The sequence below is a fragment of the Rhizobium sp. 0TCS1.26 genome, from assembly GCF_050455525.1.
Lineage (GTDB): Bacteria > Pseudomonadota > Alphaproteobacteria > Rhizobiales > Rhizobiaceae > Neorhizobium.
Genome location: NZ_JBCIYV010000001.1, coordinates 578,264 through 599,884, shown reverse-complemented (window position 1 = coordinate 599,884; position 21,621 = coordinate 578,264). Strand labels below are relative to the sequence as shown.

Genomic DNA, 21,621 nt, shown 5'->3' with positions numbered 1-21,621 from the left:
AAAGGGCGCCGTGAGGGCGCCCTTTCTCTTGTCGTCATGCTCGGCTGAGGATCAATCGACGAACTCGACGACGGTGCCGGGCTTGACCATCTTGGCAAGCTCGGTGGCGTCCCAGTTCGTCAGTCGAATGCAGCCATGGCTGTTGGTCTTGCCGATCTTCGACGGTTCAGGCGTCCCGTGGATGCCGTAGGTCGGCTTCGACAGGGCGATCCAGACCGTGCCGACAGGTCCGTTCGGACCCGGCGGGATCTGCAGGATCTTGTCGTTGGAGCCCTGCTGGAAATTGATCTTTGGGTTGTAGGTATAGCCCGGGTTGAGGGCAATGCGCTGCACCGTATGGGTTCCGGTCGGCGACGGGGTGTCGGACGAGCCGATGGTCGCCGGGTAGGCGCTTACCAGCTTGCCGTCGGAGCCATAGGCGAACACCTGCTCGCGGCTCTTGTCAGCGACGATCCGCACGACTTCACCGGTCTTCGGTTCGCCCGGCACGACGACCTTGATCGTTGTGCCCGGAACGGTGAAATCGGCGTTCGGGTTGAGCGCCTTGAGGTATCCCTCATCCATGTGGAAACGTTCGGCGAGCGCCTCGGTCGTCGAGGTGAAGGACATCGCCGGCAGCTGCGCCTTGTGGGCATAGTCCTCGGGGATCGAGGCGACATACGGACCGGCCGCATCGGCAGGGGTGATCGTGTAATCGACGATCGGCAGGCCGCCGGAATAGGACAGCCGTTGCATGATGTCTTCGGAATTGTTCGGGTCGAGCGTCTCGCCGCTCATTTCCTGCCAGGCGGCGACCGCCTTGTTGACGTTGTCGCCCAGGTGGCCGTCGATGACGCCGGGCGAAATGCCCTGGCGGTCGAGATAGACTTGCAGCGCGACGATCTCGGCTTCGGGCTTCTTGGTGACCGAGATTACCTGCTGATTGGTCCGCGGCACGAGGTTCGGCTGCGGTAGCGCCGGCTGGCTGGGCTCGAGAGCTGCTTCCTGCTGGCTGTCGTCCATGAAGCCGCCGTCGGCATCGAGCGGCAGGCGCTCGATTGCCCCGTCGCGCGGAATGCCGCTCGTCACGTCGGCGGGATCCCCGTCGCGGAACTGCCGATAGTCGCGTACGGCGCCATTTGCCTGGTCGTCGTAACGGGGGGCAGCAGGGTAGGGAGCCTGCGGCCGTGATGCATAGCCGTCGTTTGGCCGATAGGCGTCGCCGCGCATTTCCGTGGCGATCAGGTTGCCATAGTGGTCCAGCAGCGTGCGGCGACCCATCTGGTCGCGGCTGATGACCACCTGGCCGGCTTCCGGCACATAATCGAGGATGGCGCCATCGGGTGCCACGAGGATCGGTTGCCCGCCGTAGCCGCCATAGGCGCCCTGCGCAGCGACCGGCTGTGACAGAGCTACGGACAGTGCGAGAGAAAGGCTGATGCTTGTCAGGAGTGCGGACTTCACGATATCACCGATTTCAGTTTCAATAGGTAACGGCGGTCTGTCCGCCTCGTTCCCAACGTTTCAGCTTTCCTCAGACAGTCGAATTTTGACGCCAGTGTGGAAAAATAGAAAGTTATGGTGAACGAAGCCTTAATGTGTGGGTTCGTGAGGGCTGCAGCAAGCCCGGAACCGTGGAGGTGATGCTTGAAGGCACTGATGGCGGCCCAAGGCCCTAAGCTTTTCCTCGATCCGAGCAGCGTTCTCGATATCGGCAGCATGATCGTCAATGGAACGGACATCGCCCCCGGGCGCGCCATTCCCGACGATGGCGATCCGCGAATCGATCACTCGCTGGAGGGCTTCCTGTTCACCTGCGGGCCCGACCATATTCGTCATCCCGAGCCGATCCACGCCGATTCCCAGGGGCGGCGCTATCCGCTGCACGGATCCTTTTCCGCGCATCCGGCAGAAATCTTGTTCTGGGATGCGCAAGGAGAGGACGCTGAATGCAAGGCGCGCATCCCGGTCGATACCGCAGATGGCGGGCAGGCGGTTCTCGAACGGCACTGGCGTATCGACGGGTCGAGCGGCGAGGTCTGCCTTTCCGACCGGGTGATCAATGTCGGCGCCACGCCGTTCGCCCGGGTCCACATGTACCACATGAACATCGGCGCCTGGCTGTTCGACGATCATGTGCGCCTGTCCGGCAAGATGCTCGAGGGGGGCGGTCTCCCGTGGAATTTCGGCGAGGAGCCAGGCGGTGTTTTCTGCGTTCCGGCGGCCGTGCCCGGCGAGGAATGGGCCGAGGTGATGCTCGGGCCGATCGCGGCGCTTGGTGGCGTCACACTCAAGGTCCGGTTCCGCACCGACGGCTTGCCGCACCTGCAGGTCTGGCGCAACCAGAAGGCTCCGGCGCATGTGCTCGGCATCGAGCCGGTGTCGCATCGCTGGGTGTCGCGCGAAGAGCTGAAGAAGTCGGGCGAACTGAAGATGCTGAAGCCCGGCGAGAGCGCCGAATACAGCCTGCGCTTCTGCTTCGTCTGATATATGCCCGAGACATCGCCGGTGCCAGCAAAGGCCGCGCCGCATTGACGCAATCCGGCTGCCATCGTAAGTGAAGACCCCTGTTTTGACCGTTCCGAAAGGCCACGCCATGGACATCCGCCAGATCAACGACGAATACGCCGTCACCGGACAGATTACCGTTGCGGATCTCGATCAGATCAAGGCCATGGGGTTCAAGTCGATCGTCTGCAACCGTCCGGACGAGGAGGAGCCCGGCCAGCCTTCGTTCGCCGAGATTTCCGCCCGTGCCGAGGAATTGGGGCTCGATATCGCCCATATTCCGGTTGGCCGGATGGGTGTCGATGAAGATGCGGTACGCGGCATGGTCGACGCTCTCGACGAGTTCCCCCGCCCGATGCTCGGCTACTGCCGCTCCGGCGCCCGCTCCACGGCGATCTACGAGAAGAGCCAGCACCTGCGCGGCTGACACTCGACCCTTTCCCACGGAACCGCCTGCGGTTTCAGTATCAGCTCATTCATGAGGAGCATCTCCATGAGCATCAAGCGTATCGAACCCGGCAAGCGCATGAGCGGCGCCGTCGTCCACGGCAACACCGTCTATCTGGCCGGCCAGGTCGGTGAGGGAACGTCGGTGACGGAACAGTCGACCTCGGCGCTCGCCGAAGTCGAGCGGCTGCTGGTCGCTGCCGGCTCCGACAAGTCTAAGATCCTGCAGACGATCATCTACCTCTCCGACATGTCGACCTTCGGCGAAATGAACGCTGTCTGGGAAGGCTGGATCGACCCGGCGAACCCGCCGGCCCGCGCCACCAGCGAAGCGGCACTCGCGACGCCGGACTACAAGGTCGAGTTCATCGTTACCGCCGCTCTCTGAGCCGACGGGCCAACAGATCAGCGAGTATCAGTACCGCCCGCGGCCGCCAGGCTTCGGGCGGTTTTTTTGTTCTCTCGATCGGATCGGTGAGCGGGTGGAGCGGGCGATGAGAGCGGGCTTCCTAGACGCCGGCTGTCCCTGCTTCCCAAGCCGGGACGCAAGCTCTTTGCACCGGCTAGCGCGCTCCCCGTTGCCCTCCAGGCTACTCCGCCATCGCGGCGCGCAGGCGGGGTGCTATCCAGTCGAGGAAGCACCGCACCTTCGGCGGCAGGTTGGCCGCTAGCCCGTGAACGACATTCACCGGCAGCGGTTCGGGAGCGAACTCCGTCAGCAATTCCTGTAGCGCACCGGATCGCAAGTGGTCGGAGATCTGGTAGGAGAGCACGCGGATGACGCCGATACCGGCCAGGGCAGCCTGAATCGCAGCCTCCGTCGTGTTGACCGCGAGTTTCGCGCGAGGCTCGATGGAGAAGGCGGCGCCGTCTCGGCGGTAGCGCCATTCGGGAGCGGTCGCGAAGCCTTGGAAGCTGATGCCATCATGCATCACGAGGTCTTCCGGCTGATGCAGCATCCCTCGGCGGGAGAGGTATTCGGGGCTTGCACAGATGACCCGCCGAACCGTACCGAGGCGCGTCGCGATCAGCGCGCTGTCCGCCAAATGGCCGATACGCAGAGCCACATCGACGCGCTCATCCGCCAGGTTGAGCTGCCGATCGGCCAGTGTCAGGCGCAGATTGATCTCGGGTTGCTCCTTGAGAAATTCCATTGCGATCGGCAGCAGGTGGCGCTCGCCGAAGGCGATGGGTGCAGTCACATGCAGACCGCCGCGCAGTGCACCGTAATCGCCACTGGCCTGCCGCTCCGCCGCGTCCAGTTCAGCCAGGATACGCCGGGATGCGGCGACAAACGCGCGACCCTCATCCGTCAGGGCGAGACCACGGCGGGTGCGCAGGAGGAGGCGGACGCCAAGGTGCTTTTCGAGGTCGGCGACCTTGCGGCTGATCGTGGCGAGCGGTGCACGCAATCGCCGCGCCCCGGCCGAAAGGCTGCCGGCATCGACGACCGCGAGCAGGACCGACAGCGATTCAAACCGATCCATCTGATCCTTCCGGAAATTGGAAATGGAGTTCCCAGAATGGCAGGATACACGATCGGATATGGATATTATAGCGTCCACGTCGTCCCGAAGATGCCAACCGGCTCTTCCTATTTCCACTGATCCTGAGGAAGACGACATGCTGAAACTCTCACGTCGCGCCTTTGCCGGCGCCCTTCCTCTGGGTCTCGCCGGAGGCAGCCTTCTTGCCGGAAGCTTGTTCGATAGCCCGACCGCCCTTGCCGCCACCCAGGATGCCGGGAGGACGCCGGTCAGTGTTACGCCGTTGGCGCAGGTACGCATCGGTCGCTTCACGGTGACTGCGTTGACCGATGGATATGCGGATATGCCGTACGGCTATTTTCCGGGACGCTCCCCGGCCGATGTAGAGAAGGCAGCTATCGCGCAGTTCACCGCTCGGCCGAGTGGCGTGCGGTTTCTCTTCAACCAGTATCTTGTCGAGGACGGCGAGCGTCGCATCCTGATCGACGCCGGTCCAGCAGGCTCTATCGGGCAGACGGGCGAGCTGCCGAAGGCGCTCGCAGCGGTCGGGTTGCAGCGCGACCAGATCGACGCCGTGATCGTGACGCATATGCATCAGGACCACATGGGCGGCCTGATCGTCGGAGGCAAGAACAACTACCCCAATGCCGAGGTGTACATCGATCGCCGCGACGTGAAGCATTGGACCGACCCAGCCAAACGCAGCGGCGCACCCGACTATCTTCAGACTAGCTTTCAGATGGCGGAGGAGGTGGTGCGCCTCTATCCCAAACTCCAGGCGATGGACGGCGAGCGTCAGATCATGCCAGGCGTTTCCATCGTCGACCTTACCGGCCATACACCCGGCCATATCGGCGTGCGGATCGAAGATGCAGGCCAGAGCCTGATCATGGTCTCGGACATGATCTTCCCGGTCGTGCATCCCCGAGCGACGGACGTGTTTTTCCTGTTCGAACAGGACCCGGCGGCGGCCAAGGCGATGCGCGACCGTTTCTTTCCTCGCGCGGCTGCGGAAGGCGCACTCATCGCCGCAACGCATATGCCGTTCCCAGGGCTCGGCCGCGTCGTCGCCGATCGCGGGCAGATGCGCTGGGAAGCAGCGGACTGGGCATTGCAGGACTAGGGTCGGCTGCGGGGACGGGATGGCCCTGGCGAAGAAGACCGCTCATGCGGGTTGAGCGGTCCTCTTCCAGGCACCTTCTACGACCGATCGCGGATCTGGCTCAGCGTCCTCGTCGGCGTGATGGCTTCCGGATCGAGCATCACCTCGATGATCGACGGCTTACCGGAAGCCCGGGCGCGCTCGTAGGCGGCGCCGAAATCGGCCGTCTTCTCGACCCGCTCGCCATGGCCTCCATAGGCATGTGCGAAGGCGACGAAATCGGGGTTGACGAGGTCGGTGGCGCTCACGCGGCCCGGATACTCACGCTCCTGATGCATGCGGATCGTGCCGTACGTTCCGTTGTTGACCAGAACGGTGATGATCGGCAGCTTGTAGCGGACGGCCGTGATGAACTCCTGGCCGTGCATCATGAAGCAGCCGTCGCCGGCAAAGCACACGACCTCGCGCTCCGGGAACAGCTGTTTGGCAGCGACCGCTGCCGGTAGGCCGTAGCCCATCGAGCCGGATGTCGGGGCGGCCTGCGTGTTGTAGGCCTGGAAACGGTGGAAGCGGTGTAGCCAGGTGGCATAGTTGCCGGCGCCATTGGTGAAGATCGCGTCCTTCGGCGTGTTCTCCTCGATCCAGTCCATAATCGGGCCCATCTGTACCTCGCCCGGGCCGGTCTTCGGCGGCGTCGACCATTTCAGATAGGCATCGTGCATGGTAGCCGAGCGTTCGGCCCAGACCGGCCAGGCCGGCGGCTCCAGGTCGCGCAGCGCTGCAACGAATTCGGCTGGTCCCGCGCAGATTGCCAGGTCCGGGCGGTAGATGCGGCCGAGCTCTTCCGGATCCGGGTAGACGTGGACCATCTTCTGCGACGGGTAGGGAATGTCGAGAAGCGTATAGCCGGACGACGGCATTTCCGACATGCGGGCGCCGATCAGCACGATCAGGTCGCTGTCCTTGATCTCGGAGGCGAGCGCCGGATTGATGCCGATGCCGACATCGCCCGCATAGCAGGTGTGCAGGTGATCGAAGAGCATCTGGCGGCGGAAGGAGCAGCCGACCGGCACGTGGAAGCGTTCGGCAAAATCGCGGATGTCGGCAACCGCCTGTTCGCTCCAGCGGGTGCCGCCGAGGATGAACATCGGCCGGCGCGCCTCGCGCAGCATGTCTGCGAATGCTGCCACCTGGCTTGCGCCCGGATGGCTTTCGACCGGCGTGTAGTGACGGGCTTCCGGTGCCTCGACTTCATCGACCAGCATGTCCTCGGGCAGCGTCAGCACGACAGGGCCCGGTCTGCCGGAGGTGGCGACGGCAAAGGCGCGGGTGACGAACTCGGGAATGCGGCGGGCATCGTCGATCTCGCCCACCCATTTGGCAAATTCGGTGAAGGCGCGGCGGTATTCGACCTCCTGGAAGGCCTCGCGTTCGCGGGCATCGCGCTGGACCTGGCCGATGAACAGGATCATCGGGATGGAATCCTGCATGGCGACATGCAGGCCGGCGGAGGCGTTGGTTGCGCCAGGCCCGCGGGTTACCATGCAGATGCCGGGCTCGCCGGTCAGGCGTCCCCAGCAATCGGCCATCATCGCCGCGCCGCCTTCCTGGCGGCAGACCAGCACGTCGATCTGGCTGTCATACAGCGCATCGAGAACCGCGAGGTAGCTTTCGCCCGGGACGCAGGACACGCGCTTGACGCCGTTCGCCTTCAGGGCGTCGACGATGAGTTGACCACCGGTCTTCATGAGGTCTGCCTTTTCTGTTCGGTATGTTCGAGTTCCGCGAGAACCTCTGCCGTGTGCTCGCCAAGCGCCGGGCTCGGGCGATGGTAGGAGAGGGGCGTCTCGGAAAGGACGATGGGCGTGCGCACGCCCGCAATGGAAGTACCGTCGGCCGCCGGCAGGTCGATCCTCAGTTGGCGCGCGACAATCTGCGGATCCTCAAACATCTCGGCGATCGAGTTGATCGGGCCGGCCGGAACGGCGTTCTCGCCGCAGGCGGCAAGCAGGTCGGCCTTCGTCCAGCGGACCGTCTCGGCGGTCACAGCAGCCCGCACCGCATCGCGATTGGCGACGCGCGCCCTGTTGGTCGCAAATCGTTCGTCGTCCGCCATGGCGGCAAGCTCGAGGATCGCGCAGAGGCGGCGGAACTGGCCGTCATTGCCGACAGCAAGGATCAGGTAGCCGTCGGCAGTCGGCACGACCTCATAGGGACTGATATTGGGATGGGCATTGCCGAGCCGCACCGGTGGCGTGCCGGAGATCAGGTAGTTCATGTTCTGGTTGGCAAGCACCGCCGACATGACGTCGAGCAGCGCCATGTCCACCTGCTGGCCCTGGCCGGTCTTCATCACGTGGATGAGGGCTGCCTGGATGGCGGTTACGGCATAGATGCCGGTGAAGATATCGGCGATTGCCACGCCCGCCTTCATCGGTTCGCCGTCCGGCGCGCCGGTCACCGACATGAAGCCGGACATGCCCTGGACGATGTAGTCGTAGCCGGCGAGCGCCGCATAGGGCCCGTCCTGGCCGAAGCCGGTGATCGAGCAGTAGACCAGCTTCGGGTTGATGGCTTTCAGGCTCTCGTAGTCGAGGCCGTATTTCTTCAGCCCGCCGAGCTTGAAGTTCTCGATCAGCACATCGGCACCGGCAACCAGCCGACGAACGATCTCCTGGCCCTCCGGCGTCGAAAAATCGACCGCGACGGAGCGCTTGCCACGATTGGTGGAATGATAATAGGCGGCCGAGAGGTTCTCTCCGCCGTCGCTTTCGACGAAGGGCGGCCCCCAGGCGCGGGTATCGTCCCCGCCCTGCGGGTTCTCGATCTTGATGACGTCGGCACCCAGATCGGCGAGCATCTGCCCGGCCCACGGCCCCGCCAGGACGCGCGCCAGTTCGATGACGCGAATGCCGTCCAGTGGTGCCTTCTTACCGCTCTCGCCCGCCATTTTCCTCGCGCCGTGCTTCTATGCCCTGCGTCTTGTCATAGCCTCAGCCGTGCCGTCCGGCACATGATTAATTGTCATGATGTCATTCCAGCCCGCCTTCACCGGTCGCCGGTGAAAGTTGGCCGAGCGCCAGCGCCGCCATGGCCCACTCGGCGAACTCCGCCATTGCCGCCTCGCGACCGATCTCGTTCAGCGTCTCGTGGCGCATCTCCGTATAGATGCGCTTGGTGACGCGCGACTGGCCACGCTCGGCGAGGCGATGCGACAGCCACGAGATTGCCTTGCCGCCATCGGTGGCGGGGTCCTGCCCGCCGCCGACCAGGTGAAACGGCATATCCTTGCTCAGCCGTGACAGGAGATCCGGAGCCATGCCGCGGAACGTCATCGCGAAGACGTCCAGCCACATCGAGACGCTGATGTCGAAGCCGCAGAGCGGGTCCGCCTCATAGGCTTCGACCTCCGCCCGGTCGCGGCTCAGCCAGTCGGCCTGGCTCCTGGCATCAGGCATCGAACGGCCCCAGGTGTCGAAGGTCAGCTTCGGCAGGATCGTGCTCGGCACGTCCGAACCCTTCAGCGCCCGCTCGGTCTTCAGCACCGCCTGCGCTGCCCGTCCCATGAGGCCCACCGCAAAGTTTGCGTTCCAGATCGCCAGTGCGGCGTAGGTGCGTGGATGGCTGACGGCGGTGTTGAGGGCGATCAGGCCCCCCATCGAGTGGCCGAACAGCAGGATCGGCAGGCCGGGATGAGCAAGTGCCGCAAGGTCGGTGATCGCCTTCACGTCGGCGATCACCTTGTCGACACCGTCGCGCGAGGCGAAGCGTCCCTGGACGGCATCGGGGGCGCGCGTCAGGCCGTGGCCGCGGTGGTCGTGGGCGTAGACCGCAAAGCCGTGTCCGGCCATGAATTGCGCAAAGCGCCGGTAGCGACCGCTGTGCTCGGCCAGCCCGTGGCAGATCTGCAGGACGGCGCGGGCGGCGCCATCGGCCGGCTGACGGCGCAGCGAAAGGACAGCGCCGGTCGGGCTCTGCACCGTCTCGGGTATTTCGAACATGGTTTCTCCTTGCGGCCGTCTCCCGCCGAACCTTCACGGGATTTGTGCCCAGCCGCGGCACAAGAAGCAACGGGTTCTACCGCATTTAATGGATTGGCAGAGCTTTGCTGCTAAAGCTGCCGGTCGGGCCGGTCGGGGCCGGTCGGGGCCGGGCGATCGAGGCGCCTGCGGGTTGCGCGGGAGTGATTGCATGAAATCTCAGCCTGCGGATGCATCCTTTGCTGCCCGGGAGGGACGGCGCTCGCCGCTCTTTCTCGCGGCCTTAATAACCGCCGTCGCCGTTCTTTGCTTCGATCTTTTCGATGGTCGGTTTTACTACCGCGACGTCGACGACGCGCTACGGGCGATCCAGATCCGCCAGTTTCTCGCGCATGGACGCTGGTTCGACCTGACGATCGTCGGGATCGACATGCCCGGCGCCTACGTGTCGCCATGGTCGCGGCTTGTCGACCTGCCGTATGTGCTGCTGACCTTCGGCCTGCGGACGGTCATGTCGCCGGAGAATGCCCTCTGGTGGGCGTTGCGGCTCTGGCAACCGGTACTGCTCGTCACCTATTGCTGGCTCTGGGTGGCGACGGCCGTCCGGGTGGCGGGGAAGATGGTCGGGGTCCTGCCGCTGCATGTCGTTGCGAGCTTTGCGCTGATGCCGCTGACGCTCTGGGAATTCATGCCGGGGCGGATCGACCATCACAACCTGCAGATCGTCATCCTGATGCTGGCGCTGTACGGGATCTCCCGCTGGTCTGCCTTCGGTGGGTTCCTGGCGGGTGCCGCCTGCGGGGTATCATTCGCCATTGGGCTGGAACTTGCGCCTGTCCTGGTGATCCTGATGGTCGGCCCGGGCCTTGCCTGGATCTTTGACGTCAAAGCGAGCCGAAGCGTGCAGCTGTCGATGGCTGCCGGGATTGCGAGCGCAACGCTGGTCGCCGGCCTGCTGCTGATTGGACCATCGCGCATGGTGTCAACGGAATGCGATGCGCTCTCCGCACCGTATGTTTCCGCATTTCTCGGATATGCGGCAGTCACCTCCATTTCGGTCTGGTGTGTGTATTCCCGCCGTCGCCTGATCCGGCTGTTGTCGCTGGCGCTTCCGGCCATCGGCATCCTTCTGCTGCTGATCCTTGCATTTCCCGCCTGCGTCGAGGGGCCCTACGGGATGATCGATCCGCTGGTGCGCAGCCTGTGGCTCGACCGGGTGCAGCAGGAAAACTCCGTCCTCGATTTCTATCGGGTGGGCGAGACGATCAAGATCGTCAGTCTCGGGCTGCTGCTGGTCGTCGTGGTCGGTACAGTGCCCATCCTCCGGCACCGGCTGAAGGAGCGAGACGCTGCCTTCCTCATCATCTTCTGCGCGGCAACGGCGCTGTTGCTGCTGACATTCGCCCAGACCCGGTTCATCCGATTTGCGGCGGTCGGCCTGCTGCTGTTCCTGCCTCCGCTTTGGGCTCAGGTGAAAACCGGCTCACGGGTGATGACGAGGGTCACCGGTGCGGCCGCCATGCTCACCCTGCTGGTCGGCACCCTGCTGTCGCGTCTCGTTCCGGCGGAGCCTTACCTGCCCGATGTGCTGGATTACATGGCCGTCGATCTCTGCCCCGTTGCCGATCTGTCTGTTCTGCAGGATTTTCCGCCTGGCCGGATCCTGGCGCCAAGTTCGCTGGGGCTGGTGATGCTCGACGGTTTGCCGCCCGGGTTCTCGATCGCCTCGCTCCCCTTCCATCGCGCAGCGCCCGGAATGCTGCGGATGTACCGGGCATTCCTGTCCACCGACAGCGCCGTTCGCCGGAACGCCGCAGCGCCGTTCGATTACCTGGCGCTCTGCCGTTTTCCGCTGGTCGAGGAGATTGCCGACGACACGCCGTTTGCTGTCCTGACGCGGGGCGGCGGATGGCCGGGTCTTGTGTCGCTGGCGGACGGGCCGCCCGGCAGCCTGCGGCTGTTCCGGATCGACCATTCGGCCTTCCGTTAGCAGGGAAAAGCCGCGTTCAGCCGCCCCCAGCGGCATTGCCGCATTGCTCCGGCGGCTCGTTTCGCCTACATAGCGGCAAAACCAAATTCCCCCCGGAGCACCTTTATCCATGGCACGTCAGTTCATCTACCACATGTCGGGACTGAACAAGTCCTACGGCGCCAAGAAAATCCTCGAGAACGTCAACCTGTCCTTCTACCCGGACGCCAAGATCGGCATCCTCGGCCCGAACGGTGCCGGTAAGTCGACCGTGCTGCGCATCATCGCCGGTCAGGACAAGGAGTTCACCGGCGAAGCCTGGCTCGCCGAAGGCGCCACCGTCGGCTACCTGGAACAGGAGCCGCATCTCGATCCGACCAAGAACGCCTTCGAGAACGTCATGGTCGGCGTTGCCGACAAGACGGCCGTGCTCGAGCGCTACAACGAACTGATGATGAACTATTCCGACGAGACCGCCGACGAAGGCGCCAAGCTCCAGGACATCATCGACAGCCAGAACCTGTGGGACCTGGAACAGCAGGTCGAGATGGCGATGGAAGCATTGCGCTGCCCGCCGAAGGATTCGGACGTGACGCTGCTGTCGGGTGGTGAACGCCGCCGGATCGCGCTCTGCCGCCTGCTCTTGTCGCAGCCTGACCTGCTGCTGCTCGACGAACCGACCAACCATCTCGACGCCGAAACCATCGCCTGGCTCGAAAAGCACCTGCGCGACTATCCGGGCGCCGTCATGATGATCACCCACGATCGCTACTTCCTCGACAACGTCACCGGCTGGATCCTCGAGCTCGACCGCGGCCGCGGCATCCCCTACGAAGGCAACTATTCGGCCTACCTGCTGGCCAAGGCCAAGCGCATGCAGCAGGAGAACCGCGAAGAAGCAGGCCGCCAGAAGGCGCTGTCGCGCGAACAGGAATGGATCGCCTCCAGCCCGAAGGCCCGCCAGGCGAAATCCAAGGCCCGTATCAAGGCTTATGAGCAGCTGGTGGACGCCGCCGAGGGCATCCGTCCCGGCGATGCGCAGATCATCATTCCGGTCTCGGAGCGTCTCGGCAACGTCGTCATCGAGCTGGAAGGCATCACCAAGGGCTTTGAAGGCCGCACGCTGATCAACGACTTGTCGATCAAGCTGCCGCCGGGCGGCATCGTCGGCATCATCGGCCCGAACGGCGCCGGCAAGACGACGCTGTTCAAGATGATCACCGGCCAGGAAAAGCCGGATACCGGTTCGGTGCGTATCGGCGACACCGTGCATCTCGGCTATGTCGACCAGAGCCGCGATGCGCTCGACGGCTCGAAGACCGTCTGGGAGGAAATCTCGGGTGGGGCGGAAGTCATCAAGCTCGGCAAGTTCGACATGAACAGCAGAGCCTATTGCGGCGCCTTCAACTTCAAGGGCGGCGACCAGCAGCAGAAGGTCGGCAATCTGTCGGGCGGCCAGCGCAACCGCGTGCATCTTGCCAAGATGCTGAAGGCCGGCGGCAACGTCCTGCTGCTCGACGAACCGACCAACGACCTCGACACGGAAACGCTCGGCGCGCTGGAAACGGCGCTCGAGAACTTCGCCGGCTGCGCCATCATCATCAGCCACGATCGCATGTTCCTCGACCGGCTGGCAACGCATATCCTCGCCTTCGAAGGCGACGGCCATGTGGAGTGGTTCGAAGGCAATTTCGAGGATTACGAGCAGGACAAAATCCGTCGCCTCGGCCCCGATGCCCTCAACCCCGGCAGCCAGGCCTACAAGCGCCTGACGCGCTGATTGCTACGCATACGCTGAACTGAGTTCGAGCCGCCTGCCTCGGTGCAGGCGGCTCGAACCGCATCGGAGAGATACGTCGGATGATCTGGAAAGATCGGGACTAGGGTTCTCCGACCGGCCACGCCAATTTCCGCTTGCAGCACATGCGCCATCGATATAAAGATATCTTTATGTCTTGATTGGAAGTTGCTGATGAGTCTGGCGCTGGAAAAACTGGTGGACGTGCTGAAGACCGCGGGCGAGCCTACTCGCTTCCGGCTCCTCATGCTGCTGTCGGGCGGCGACCTCACCGTCAGCGACCTTACCGACATCCTCGGCCAATCACAGCCACGCATTTCGCGCCACCTGAAGCTGCTGTCCGAAGAAGGGCTGATCGAGCGTTATCAGGAAGGCGCCTGGGCATTCTTCCGCCTGAGCCGCGAGGGCGAGACGACGCAACTGGCCGGCCTCTTGCTGCGGCAGGCGGATCCGACCGATCCGGTGCTTGTCCGCGACGGCGAACGTCTGGCCGAAGTGAAACGAATCCGCTCCGAGAGGGCGCAGGCGTATTTCAGCCGCAACGCCACCGAATGGGACGAGCTGCGCCGCCTGCATGTCAGCGAAGCGCAGGTGGAAGCGGCACTCGTCGATCTGGTCGGCGAGGAGGCTATGGACTCGCTGCTCGACCTCGGTACCGGCACCGGCTCCATCCTCCAGCTGTTCCAGAACCAGTACCGCCGCGGCGTCGGAATCGATGCAAGCCGCGACATGCTGTCGGTGGCGCGCGCCAATCTCGATCGCGCCGGCATCCTTAAAGCCTCCGTCCGCCACGGCGACATCTTCAACCTGCCTGCCGAGGCGGGTGATTTCGACCTGGTGACGATCCATCAGGTTCTGCACTTTCTGGAGCAGCCTGAGCGGGCGATCGCCGAGGCGGCGCGGGTCCTGCGTCCGGGCGGACGGCTGGTCATCGTCGATCTCGCTCCGCACTCGCTGGACTACCTGCGCGACGACCATGCCCATCTGCGGCTGGGCTTTTCCCACCAGATCGTCAACGACTGGCTGGGCAAGGTCGGCCTGTCGGTCGAGAAGGTCATCGACCTGCGGCCGCAGGACCAGAAAGATACCCCGGCGCTCACGGTGACCATCTGGCTTGCCCGCTCGCCGGTTGCCGCAGCCCCCCCAACGACCGTCACGCGCTCTTCTCTGCCACTGGAAAACGCCTCATGACCTCGCACCGCACGACGCAGACACCCTTCAGCGTGTCCTTCGAGTTCTTTCCGCCGAAGTCCGTCGAAATGGAAGACCAGCTTTGGCAGACCGTTTCTGAACTTGCCCGCTACGAGCCGGAATTCGTCTCGGTGACCTATGGGGCTGGTGGAACGACCAAGGCACCGACTTTCACCACGGTCGAGCGGATGATCGGCGAAATGCGCCTGCCGACGGCCTCGCACCTGACCTGCGTGGATGCGGACCGGCAGGAGACGCACCAGGTGATCGACGACCTGAAGGCGCTGGACGTGCGTCATATCGTGGCGCTGCGCGGCGATCCGTCGAGCGGCATCGGCACCGCCTATGCTCCGCATCCCGACGGCTATGCAAACGCTGCCGAACTGGTGGCGGCGCTGAAGGAGATCGGTGGCTTCGAGATCTCGGTCTCGGCCTATCCGGAAAAACATCCGGAAAGCGCCGACGTCGACAGCGACATCGAGATGCTGAAGCGCAAGGCCGATGCCGGTGCCGATCGGGCTCTGACCCAGTTCTTCTTCGATAACGACGTGTTCGAGCGCTACCTCGAAAAGGTCCGCAAGGCCGGGATCACGATCCCCGTCATTCCCGGCATCATGCCGATCCAGAACCTGTCGCAGTTGAAGCGCTTTGCCGGTCGCTGTGGTTCGACGGTGCCGGCCTTCCTTGATCGCCGATTCGAGGGCTTTGACGACAAGCCGGAAGAGCGGGCGAAGGTGGCCGCCGACGTTGCCGCCGAGCAGATAGAAGATCTTACGCACCGTGGCCTGCACGAATTCCACATCTACACGATGAACCGGGCGCCGCTGGTTGTCGGCACGCTCGAGCGGCTGGGCCGCAGCCCATGCGAAAAGGCCCAGGCCGGAGCAGCGGCCTGAGCCAGATCGTCGTTTCGAAATCTAGGAGGTGAGGGCGGTTTAGGCCGCCCCAGCCGTTTGAAAAACCCCTGTCAAATTACGGGCGGTGCTTTTTCGTCAGACGGATTGCTTGCCTCGGCTCAGACAAAGAGCATTGAAGCGACGAATACGAACGCTGCACCGACGAGAAGGACATTGAAAGAATAGGTTCTACCCATGTCTGCCTCCTTGCGTTGACAGACTGAATGTAGGGCGGTTTTTTCCGCCCTGCAAAGCGAATAATGTGCTGCACTGCCGCAAGGGCCTGCGCCTATTCCGTTAATTGAGAGCGTCAACCCATTGATGACACAGACAAAATCCGTTTATAAAGATGCTTTATAAAGCATGAACTTTTCTGTGTGGGTTGTTAACAACCGTCATATTCCGTGATGCTTTCGGCCCGAATGCGCGTCCGGACTCAGATCTGAAGCCGAGAGCACGCCGTCCCGCAGATCATGGCGACCCTCGATCGAAAGCTCGCTGATCCCAAAAAGCAGATCGCGGACGCCGTCTTCCAGCGTCCGCGATCTGTCCGTTCCATCTCTCAGAGCGCGTCGAGCAGCGCCTGTGTCGGCCAACCGTCTGCAGGCATTCCAAGCCGCAGCTGTTCGCGCTGCACGGCGCGGCGCGTGCCGGATCCGAGGATGCCGTCGATCTCACCGACGTCATGGCTCTTGGCGTCGAGCTTGGCCTGCAGCGCCTTCATCGCCTCCACATCAAGACCGGGCTCCGGATTGCCCTTCAGGTAGGGCGGCGCGCCGGAGAGACGTGTGGCGAAATAGGCGGCCGAGGTCGTGTAGATGAACGACTTGTTCCACTCGAGATAGATGGCGAAGTTGGGGTAGGTGAGGAAGGCCGGGCCCTTGCGGCCCTGCGGCAGCACGAGCGCCGCTGGCAGGTTGCCGAAATCGGTCTTGCCGTCGCGCGGCTTGACGCCGAGCTTGAACCACTCGCCGGCCGGGATCTCGTTGCCGAGGCCGGATTTTTCGTAGGGCAGGCTTTCCGGCAGTTCGACTTCCTGGATCCACGGCTGACCGGCCTGGAAGCCGAGGCTCTTGATGAACGATGCAGCAGTCAGGATGGCGTCCGGGCCGCTCGCCTTGACGTTGACATGGCCATCGCCGTCGCCATCGACGCCATGGGCGATGATGTCGCGCGGCAGCATCTGGACCTGGCCGATTTCGCCAGCCCAGGCACCGGTATTGGTCGCCGGGTCCAGATCACCGTGCTGGACCATTTCCGTCAGCGCGATCAGCTGCGGCCGGAAGAGTTCGGGACGACGGCAGTCGTGCGCCAGCGTCACCAAGGCGTTGCGGGTGTTGAAGTCACCCTGGACGGCGCCGAAATCGGTCTCCATCGCCCAGAATGCGGTGATGACGCCGGGCGCCACGCCGTATTCCTGCTCGGCGCGGCCGAAGACGCTGGCGAGCTGCTGCATCTTCTGGCGGCCGATGTCGAGGCGGGCCTGGCTGACGGTACGCTGGGAGAATTCGAGGAAGGTCTGGCGGAAGACGCCCTGGGCGCGATCGCGTGACAGCACCTTCGGGTCGATTTGTGCGCCGGTGAGCGCCTTGTCCGCCGCCTCTGCCGGAACGCCGGCTGCCACTGCATCCGCCTTCACGCCTTCGAGGAAGCTTGAGAGTTCGCCGCCGCAGGCAGGCTTCGGCGCCTCGGTGGTCTGGGCGAAGGCCGTACTTGCAACAAGGCCGGTGAGTGAACAGGCAAGCAGGAAGGAAGAAGCTTTGGCGCGCAACATGCGATAATCCTCAGACAAATGGTTTCTTCATCTCGGAAAGCTTTGTGACCGAAGATGGGCGGGAGCAGGCTGCAAGCGATTTCCGCAGCCCGTCAGGATCGTTGGAGACAGGTAGCCCTAGTTCTGCGCGGAAGCCACCCATTGGCGCCAGTTCTTGTCCGTGCCGGCGAAAACGTTGATGTCGGTCTCGCCCTCGATGCCCGGCACGAGGCCGGTCGAGGTGTACTGCCAGAAGGCCCAGCGACGATCCGCATAGATCTTCTCGGGATGCGCGGCAACCGACCGCACCCAGAAATGATGCTGTTTGAACTGGCCGACGAGATTGTCGCGGTGGAAATCCACCGAGGTATAGATGATCGGTCGCTTGCCGTAGTGCGCCTCCAGCCGGTCCATGAAACGGCTCATGGAGGCGCGGACGGCCTCCGGATCCGGGCGCGTGCGACATGTCGGCGAGGCAGGGTTCCATTCGACGTCGAGAACCGGCGGCAGTTGCACCGCCTGCTTCGGCACATTGGCGATGAACCAGTCGGCCTGCTCGTCGGCGGTGGAGCAGAAATAGTAGAAATGATAGGGCGCCAGCGGCAGGCCGGCAGCTGCAGCACTGCGCCAGTTTGTCTCGAAGGTCGGATCTATCCTGTCCTTGCCCTCGGTTGCCTTGATGAAGACGAAGGAAACACCGGACTGCCTGACCTTCGGCCAGTCGATGCGGCCGCTCCACTTGGAGACGTCGATGCCGTGCACCTGGTGACGGTCCGGTCCCTTGGTGCCGAAGCTCTGCGGATCATTGTCCTTGAACTTCGACGGTCGAAGGGAATTCTTGTCCATCAGGTCGTAGCTTGCCGAGGTGCAGCCGCTGGCAAGGACGGCGCAGGCGAGGATGGCGATCAGTGGCCGAAGCATGGACGTCCCGTATGAAGCGCTGAGGTGCCGCGCGTTGAAGAGCACGACGCGCAGGCTGAATGCCTTGCTAGCGATAACGCCGTAAACAAACCGTTTGATCAAGCGGAAACATTGGGCGGGTGCCGTCGCTTCGCAGCCGACGCATCAATGTCGGCGGGTTCAATCCGCGCGCCGGACGACCGCGTGCCACGCGTAGCCGCGACCGATCGATGTGAATGTCATATTCGCATTGCGGTTCTCCTGCCGCTGTTCGAGCGCCGTGACGAGATCCGCCCGCGGTGTCACATGAAAGCGGGTCAGCCATGAGCGGAGGCCGGTGCGGAACCATGCCGGCAGGTTCTCCTGCTGGCCGAAGTCGACGATGTGCAGCGATCCGCCGGGACGGAGCGCGAGGAGGGCTGCATCGAGGGCTGCCTGCCAGTCCGGGATCATCGACAGTGCGTAGGAGATCAGCACTCGGTCGAAGCCGTTCACGCCGAAATCCATCGCCGAGAACCGCGTCGCGTCGGCAACCTTCAGGACCGGCTGCACGGGCTTGCCGCGGAAATTGGCGTCAGCGGAAGCCAGCATCTCGGCGGAGATGTCGAGCCCGTGGAGGCGCGCCGTCGGATAATGGCGATGCGCAAGGAGAAGGTTGCGGCCGGTGCCGCAGCCAATTTCCAGCAGCGTGCCGTGCTCCGGAACGTGCAGCTCGCGGATCGCATGGTCGCGGCCCAGCAGATAGTATTTGCGCGTCAGGTCGTACACGTGGCGCTGGTAGCGATACATCCGGTCCATGCGCAGCGCGTGGTCGTCGTCGCGCATCGGATCGGAACCGTGCACCGCGCTCATGCCGCCCGCTCATAGATGTGGAAGCCGCCGTAGATTGCCGAGCGGTCCTGCCGGTTGAGGCGCAGCGACGGTTCTTCGAGGTAGCGCCATTCCGCATCGAGCGCCGGGGAGAGGCGCCCTGCGATGACGCTTCTTTCCGCAGCGGTGCGGAAAATCACGCGGGCGCCCGGTGCTGCCGTGCGGGTGATCTCCGTCCACAGCTCGTTGAGCTGGGTGTCGTTCATCCAGTCCTGGGCATCGAGGAGAACGTAGCGATCGACGGCGCCCGCCTGCTTGGAAGCGAGAAGCTCTGTGAAGGTGGCGTGGTGGACTTTTACCCGGCTGGCATTGGCGCGGATGGCGGCATAATGTTCAGGCCGCAGATAGGTCGGAAGCGTTCCTTCATGCGGCTGCGGGTAGCGACGGACGAAAGCCTGCCAGGCGAAGTAGTTGTCGCGCAGGGGAAAGTGGCAAGCGAGCTTTTCCAACCGCTGGCGCAGCACAGGGGCGATCGAGCCATCAGCCGCGAGGCTCGCGAGCTCGTCATACTGCCGCGGCGGGATGCCGAGGCCGAAGAGCGAGCTCTTGGCACTGGTCAGCCAGCGGATCAGCGGCTTGTCGAAGAGCGGCGCGATCTGGTCATCGAAGAACTGCCGCTGCTCGCGCAGCGAACGCGCCTGCGCCATCGTCGTCAGATCGACGCCGTGCAGCCGTGCCATAAGATGGCCGGCGGCAATGAAGCGGCCGAGCAGCCCGGTACGGTAGATGTTGCGGTCGAAGACGCCGACCCTGCGGCGGCCGGAGAGTGTGCGGCCCTGCCAGTAGGCGCGGGTGGTGGTGTCGAGCCTGGCGGCGATGAACCGGTCGAAGGCCTGGCTGTTGCTGGTCGCGCCTGTTGCCGACAACAGCCGAACCACGTCGCCATGCGCCGGGAGCGCCTCGAAGGCGGCAAGCTTCAGCCGGTTGAGCGCGATGTGGTGGGGGTTGAGGTCGACCACATCGATCGAGCGTGGGGCGCGGGAGAGATAAGCCAGCATGTTGCAACCGCCCGAGCCGATGGTGACGATGCTGTGGCCTTCGGCGAGCTGCATGCCTTCCATGTCGACATCGGGATCCTCCCAGATCTGCGGGTAGACGAGGCCCGAAAACAGGAGGCCGAACAGGCGCTCCGACAGGCCGTTCTTCGACAGAGCCTTATGCTGCAGGAGGGCGGTCTTCAGCTTTCCGTTTTTCCGAAAGCGCGCTTCCGATGCCATTTCCGCCATGTCGAATCCCCCGTCTGGCTTGGAATTCTTCAAGCCTGTAGTTCCGCGCTGCTACAGTTTGATGACGCAGGCGCACCGGGAGAGACCAGCCGGCGGGCTTTCCTTCGACGGCGAATGCTGATTGCATGCGGCGCCAACCGGAGGAACCGCATGCGCCTCGTCAAACGCCTCATGAGGATCTTTCTGTCGATGCTGGTGGTCGTGATCGGCGCCGGCATTGTCTGGCTCTACGCGGTGCCGCCGGAACTGCTGAGGGTCGGCAGCGGCTATGCGGCAAAGATCGTCTGCTCAAACGTCTTCATTGCCCACCGCCCTGAGGCGGAGGTGCTGGCGGACGACGTGCAGGCGCCCGGCCATCCGCTGCTGCGGCTGATGCGCGTCAGCGTCGACGGGGAAGCTTTGCGGGTGCGCACCGCCTTGATCGGCGATATCGCACCGAGCGAGGCCGTGTATCGGCCGGGCCTCGGCTGCAGCGTCCAGCCTAGCGGAAGCCGCACCGCCGCCATCGCGGCGCCCCCGTCACCGCGTGCGAGCCCGGAGACTGCATCGCGTACCTGGCCCGACGGCGAGGCGGTGACGCCGCTCGATCCGGTTGCCGCCGTGCTTGCCCGTCCGGACCTGACCGGGTCCGGCATGCGGGCCGTGGTGGTGGTGAAGGACGGTCGGATCGTCGCTGAGGTCTATGGCGAAGGGTTTGACCGGGACACGCCGCTTCTCGGCTGGTCGATGACCAAGACGGTGAATGCATCGCTGATCGGCAGGATGATCCGCGACGGAAGGATGACGCTTGAGGACAGCGGGTTGATGCCGCAGTGGCGGCAGGATGCGCGACGGGAGATAGAGCTTCGGCACCTGCTCGCCATGGAGAGCGGCCTTGCCTTCAACGAGGAGTATGGCTCGGTCGCCGACGTGACGCGGATGCTCTACCTGGAACCGGACATGGCCAAATTCGTCGCTGCACTACCTCTGGCTGAGAAGCCGGGAGAACGGTTCGGCTATTCCTCCGGCACTGCAGTGCTGCTGTCCAGGCTGTGGATGGACCGTCTGCAGGATCCGGCCAGGGCCCTCGGCTATCCGCGGGAAGCGCTGTTCGGGCCGCTCGGCATGCGCAGCGCGGTGATGGAACCCGATGCCGCCGGGACGGTTGTCGGCAGCTCCTACATGTATGCTACTGCGCGCGACTGGGCGCGTTTCGGCCTGTTTCTGGCGCAGGATGGCGTCTGGCAGGGACAGCGGCTGCTGCCGGAAGGCTTCGTGTCGCAGATGGGTGAGGGAACGGTGGCTTCGGGAGGCATCTATTCGAAGATGCAGACGTGGCTGCCACGGCCGAACGAGAGGCATCTTCTGCCGGCCGACACGTTTTCGCTGGAAGGCCATGACGGCCAGTCGGTGACGGTCATGCGGTCTGAAAGGATGGTCGTCGTGCGGCTCGGCCTGTCGCCCTGGTGGGCGCGGTATCGACCGGCAGCGCTGATCGCGGAGTTGTTGAACGCGGTGGCTGGTTAAGGCCTCGCC

General features: G+C 64.0%; 18 protein-coding genes. 9 read left to right on the top strand and 9 right to left on the bottom strand.

Annotation, left to right across the window (positions count from 1 at the left end):
* Nucleotides 1-51 precede the first annotated feature (51 nt).
* A complete protein-coding gene (locus tag AAIH46_RS02885) occupies nucleotides 52-1,443 on the bottom strand; it encodes a L,D-transpeptidase family protein (RefSeq protein ID WP_430304029.1) in 1,392 nt (463 codons plus the stop codon).
* Nucleotides 1,444-1,638: 195 nt separating this feature from the next.
* On the opposite strand from AAIH46_RS02885, the gene AAIH46_RS02880 reads away from it, so the two are divergent.
* From AAIH46_RS02880 to AAIH46_RS02870, 3 genes are all read left to right on the top strand, one after another.
* Nucleotides 1,639-2,466 (top strand): DUF4432 family protein, encoded by an 828-nt coding sequence (locus tag AAIH46_RS02880; protein WP_430304978.1) that lies wholly within the window; start codon nucleotides 1,639-1,641, stop codon nucleotides 2,464-2,466.
* Nucleotides 2,467-2,575: 109 nt separating this feature from the next.
* Entirely contained in the window at nucleotides 2,576-2,914 is a 339-nt protein-coding gene (locus AAIH46_RS02875; protein WP_430304028.1) for a TIGR01244 family sulfur transferase, read from the top strand.
* Nucleotides 2,915-2,980: 66 nt separating this feature from the next.
* On the top strand, nucleotides 2,981-3,322 hold the full coding sequence (locus AAIH46_RS02870) for a RidA family protein (protein ID WP_430304027.1): 342 nt from the start codon (nucleotides 2,981-2,983) through the stop codon (nucleotides 3,320-3,322).
* 202 nt (nucleotides 3,323-3,524) lie between these two features.
* Here the strand turns inward: AAIH46_RS02870 and AAIH46_RS02865 are convergent, their stop codons facing one another.
* Nucleotides 3,525-4,421: a LysR substrate-binding domain-containing protein gene (locus tag AAIH46_RS02865; RefSeq protein WP_430304026.1), complete on the bottom strand. Its 897-nt coding sequence runs from the start codon at nucleotides 4,419-4,421 to the stop codon at nucleotides 3,525-3,527.
* Between the two features lie 136 nt (nucleotides 4,422-4,557).
* Between AAIH46_RS02865 and AAIH46_RS02860 the strand changes: the two genes are divergently transcribed.
* Nucleotides 4,558-5,544: an MBL fold metallo-hydrolase gene (locus tag AAIH46_RS02860; protein WP_430304025.1), complete on the top strand. Its 987-nt coding sequence runs from the start codon at nucleotides 4,558-4,560 to the stop codon at nucleotides 5,542-5,544.
* Nucleotides 5,545-5,621: 77 nt separating this feature from the next.
* Here the strand turns inward: AAIH46_RS02860 and AAIH46_RS02855 are convergent, their stop codons facing one another.
* The 3 genes from AAIH46_RS02855 to AAIH46_RS02845 all read right to left on the bottom strand — a co-directional run bounded on the left by AAIH46_RS02855 (nucleotide 5,622) and on the right by AAIH46_RS02845 (nucleotide 9,524).
* Nucleotides 5,622-7,271, bottom strand: coding sequence for a thiamine pyrophosphate-binding protein (locus tag AAIH46_RS02855; RefSeq protein WP_430304024.1), 1,650 nt, complete (start codon nucleotides 7,269-7,271; stop codon nucleotides 5,622-5,624).
* Complete coding sequence (locus tag AAIH46_RS02850; protein ID WP_430304023.1) at nucleotides 7,268-8,473, bottom strand: CaiB/BaiF CoA transferase family protein; 1,206 nt, start codon at nucleotides 8,471-8,473, stop codon at nucleotides 7,268-7,270. The genes AAIH46_RS02855 and AAIH46_RS02850 overlap by 4 nt, the downstream gene beginning before the upstream one ends.
* A gap of 82 nt (nucleotides 8,474-8,555) precedes the next feature.
* A complete protein-coding gene (locus tag AAIH46_RS02845; RefSeq protein WP_430304022.1) occupies nucleotides 8,556-9,524 on the bottom strand; it encodes an alpha/beta fold hydrolase in 969 nt (322 codons plus the stop codon).
* Between the two features lie 190 nt (nucleotides 9,525-9,714).
* On the opposite strand from AAIH46_RS02845, the gene AAIH46_RS02840 reads away from it, so the two are divergent.
* The 4 genes from AAIH46_RS02840 to metF all read left to right on the top strand — a co-directional run bounded on the left by AAIH46_RS02840 (nucleotide 9,715) and on the right by metF (nucleotide 15,357).
* Nucleotides 9,715-11,493 (top strand): hypothetical protein, encoded by a 1,779-nt coding sequence (locus AAIH46_RS02840; protein WP_430304021.1) that lies wholly within the window; start codon nucleotides 9,715-9,717, stop codon nucleotides 11,491-11,493.
* Nucleotides 11,494-11,602: 109 nt separating this feature from the next.
* On the top strand, nucleotides 11,603-13,252 hold the full coding sequence (ettA, locus tag AAIH46_RS02835; protein ID WP_430304020.1) for an energy-dependent translational throttle protein EttA: 1,650 nt from the start codon (nucleotides 11,603-11,605) through the stop codon (nucleotides 13,250-13,252).
* A 192-nt stretch (nucleotides 13,253-13,444) separates the two neighbouring features.
* Entirely contained in the window at nucleotides 13,445-14,461 is a 1,017-nt protein-coding gene (locus AAIH46_RS02830; protein ID WP_430304019.1) for an ArsR/SmtB family transcription factor, read from the top strand.
* Nucleotides 14,458-15,357 (top strand): methylenetetrahydrofolate reductase [NAD(P)H], encoded by a 900-nt coding sequence (gene metF / locus AAIH46_RS02825; protein WP_430304018.1) that lies wholly within the window; start codon nucleotides 14,458-14,460, stop codon nucleotides 15,355-15,357. The genes AAIH46_RS02830 and metF overlap by 4 nt, the downstream gene beginning before the upstream one ends.
* A gap of 562 nt (nucleotides 15,358-15,919) precedes the next feature.
* On the opposite strand, the gene AAIH46_RS02820 is transcribed toward metF, so the two are convergent.
* The 4 genes from AAIH46_RS02820 to AAIH46_RS02805 all read right to left on the bottom strand — a co-directional run bounded on the left by AAIH46_RS02820 (nucleotide 15,920) and on the right by AAIH46_RS02805 (nucleotide 20,106).
* Nucleotides 15,920-17,131, bottom strand: a complete 1,212-nt coding sequence (locus AAIH46_RS02820) for a lytic murein transglycosylase (RefSeq protein ID WP_430304017.1) — start codon at nucleotides 17,129-17,131, stop codon at nucleotides 15,920-15,922.
* Nucleotides 17,132-17,248: 117 nt separating this feature from the next.
* The gene (locus AAIH46_RS02815; protein ID WP_430304015.1) at nucleotides 17,249-18,031 is read right to left on the bottom strand and encodes a glycoside hydrolase family 25 protein; all 783 of its coding nucleotides are present in this window, start codon (nucleotides 18,029-18,031) and stop codon (nucleotides 17,249-17,251) included.
* A 159-nt stretch (nucleotides 18,032-18,190) separates the two neighbouring features.
* Nucleotides 18,191-18,862 (bottom strand): class I SAM-dependent methyltransferase, encoded by a 672-nt coding sequence (locus AAIH46_RS02810; protein WP_430304014.1) that lies wholly within the window; start codon nucleotides 18,860-18,862, stop codon nucleotides 18,191-18,193.
* Nucleotides 18,859-20,106 carry a DUF3419 family protein gene (locus AAIH46_RS02805; protein WP_430304012.1) on the bottom strand — a complete coding sequence of 416 codons (1,248 nt, stop codon included), beginning with the start codon at nucleotides 20,104-20,106 and terminating at the stop codon, nucleotides 18,859-18,861. Before AAIH46_RS02805 ends, AAIH46_RS02810 begins: the two co-directional genes overlap by 4 nt.
* Nucleotides 20,107-20,256: 150 nt before the next feature.
* On the opposite strand from AAIH46_RS02805, the gene AAIH46_RS02800 reads away from it, so the two are divergent.
* Nucleotides 20,257-21,612: a serine hydrolase domain-containing protein gene (locus AAIH46_RS02800; RefSeq protein ID WP_430304011.1), complete on the top strand. Its 1,356-nt coding sequence runs from the start codon at nucleotides 20,257-20,259 to the stop codon at nucleotides 21,610-21,612.
* The last annotated feature ends 9 nt before the right edge of the window (nucleotides 21,613-21,621 follow it).

Bases quoted from the DNA above. Each gene is read 5' to 3' on its own strand.
- AAIH46_RS02860 (WP_430304025.1), top strand. From the start codon at position 4,558: ATGCTGAAACTCTCACGTCGCGCCTTTGCCGGCGCCCTTCCTCTGGGT.
- AAIH46_RS02855 (WP_430304024.1), bottom strand. From the start codon at position 7,271: ATGAAGACCGGTGGTCAACTCATCGTCGACGCCCTGAAGGCGAACGGC.
- AAIH46_RS02830 (WP_430304019.1), top strand. From the start codon at position 13,445: ATGAGTCTGGCGCTGGAAAAACTGGTGGACGTGCTGAAGACCGCGGGC.
- AAIH46_RS02865 (WP_430304026.1), bottom strand. From the start codon at position 4,421: ATGGATCGGTTTGAATCGCTGTCGGTCCTGCTCGCGGTCGTCGATGCC.
- ettA (WP_430304020.1), top strand. From the start codon at position 11,603: ATGGCACGTCAGTTCATCTACCACATGTCGGGACTGAACAAGTCCTAC.
- AAIH46_RS02845 (WP_430304022.1), bottom strand. From the start codon at position 9,524: ATGTTCGAAATACCCGAGACGGTGCAGAGCCCGACCGGCGCTGTCCTT.
- AAIH46_RS02880 (WP_430304978.1), top strand. From the start codon at position 1,639: ATGGCGGCCCAAGGCCCTAAGCTTTTCCTCGATCCGAGCAGCGTTCTC.
- AAIH46_RS02805 (WP_430304012.1), bottom strand. From the start codon at position 20,106: ATGGCGGAAATGGCATCGGAAGCGCGCTTTCGGAAAAACGGAAAGCTG.
- AAIH46_RS02875 (WP_430304028.1), top strand. From the start codon at position 2,576: ATGGACATCCGCCAGATCAACGACGAATACGCCGTCACCGGACAGATT.
- metF (WP_430304018.1), top strand. From the start codon at position 14,458: ATGACCTCGCACCGCACGACGCAGACACCCTTCAGCGTGTCCTTCGAG.
- AAIH46_RS02815 (WP_430304015.1), bottom strand. From the start codon at position 18,031: ATGCTTCGGCCACTGATCGCCATCCTCGCCTGCGCCGTCCTTGCCAGC.
- AAIH46_RS02870 (WP_430304027.1), top strand. From the start codon at position 2,981: ATGAGCATCAAGCGTATCGAACCCGGCAAGCGCATGAGCGGCGCCGTC.
- AAIH46_RS02810 (WP_430304014.1), bottom strand. From the start codon at position 18,862: ATGAGCGCGGTGCACGGTTCCGATCCGATGCGCGACGACGACCACGCG.
- AAIH46_RS02840 (WP_430304021.1), top strand. From the start codon at position 9,715: ATGAAATCTCAGCCTGCGGATGCATCCTTTGCTGCCCGGGAGGGACGG.
- AAIH46_RS02800 (WP_430304011.1), top strand. From the start codon at position 20,257: ATGCGCCTCGTCAAACGCCTCATGAGGATCTTTCTGTCGATGCTGGTG.
- AAIH46_RS02820 (WP_430304017.1), bottom strand. From the start codon at position 17,131: ATGTTGCGCGCCAAAGCTTCTTCCTTCCTGCTTGCCTGTTCACTCACC.
- AAIH46_RS02850 (WP_430304023.1), bottom strand. From the start codon at position 8,473: ATGGCGGGCGAGAGCGGTAAGAAGGCACCACTGGACGGCATTCGCGTC.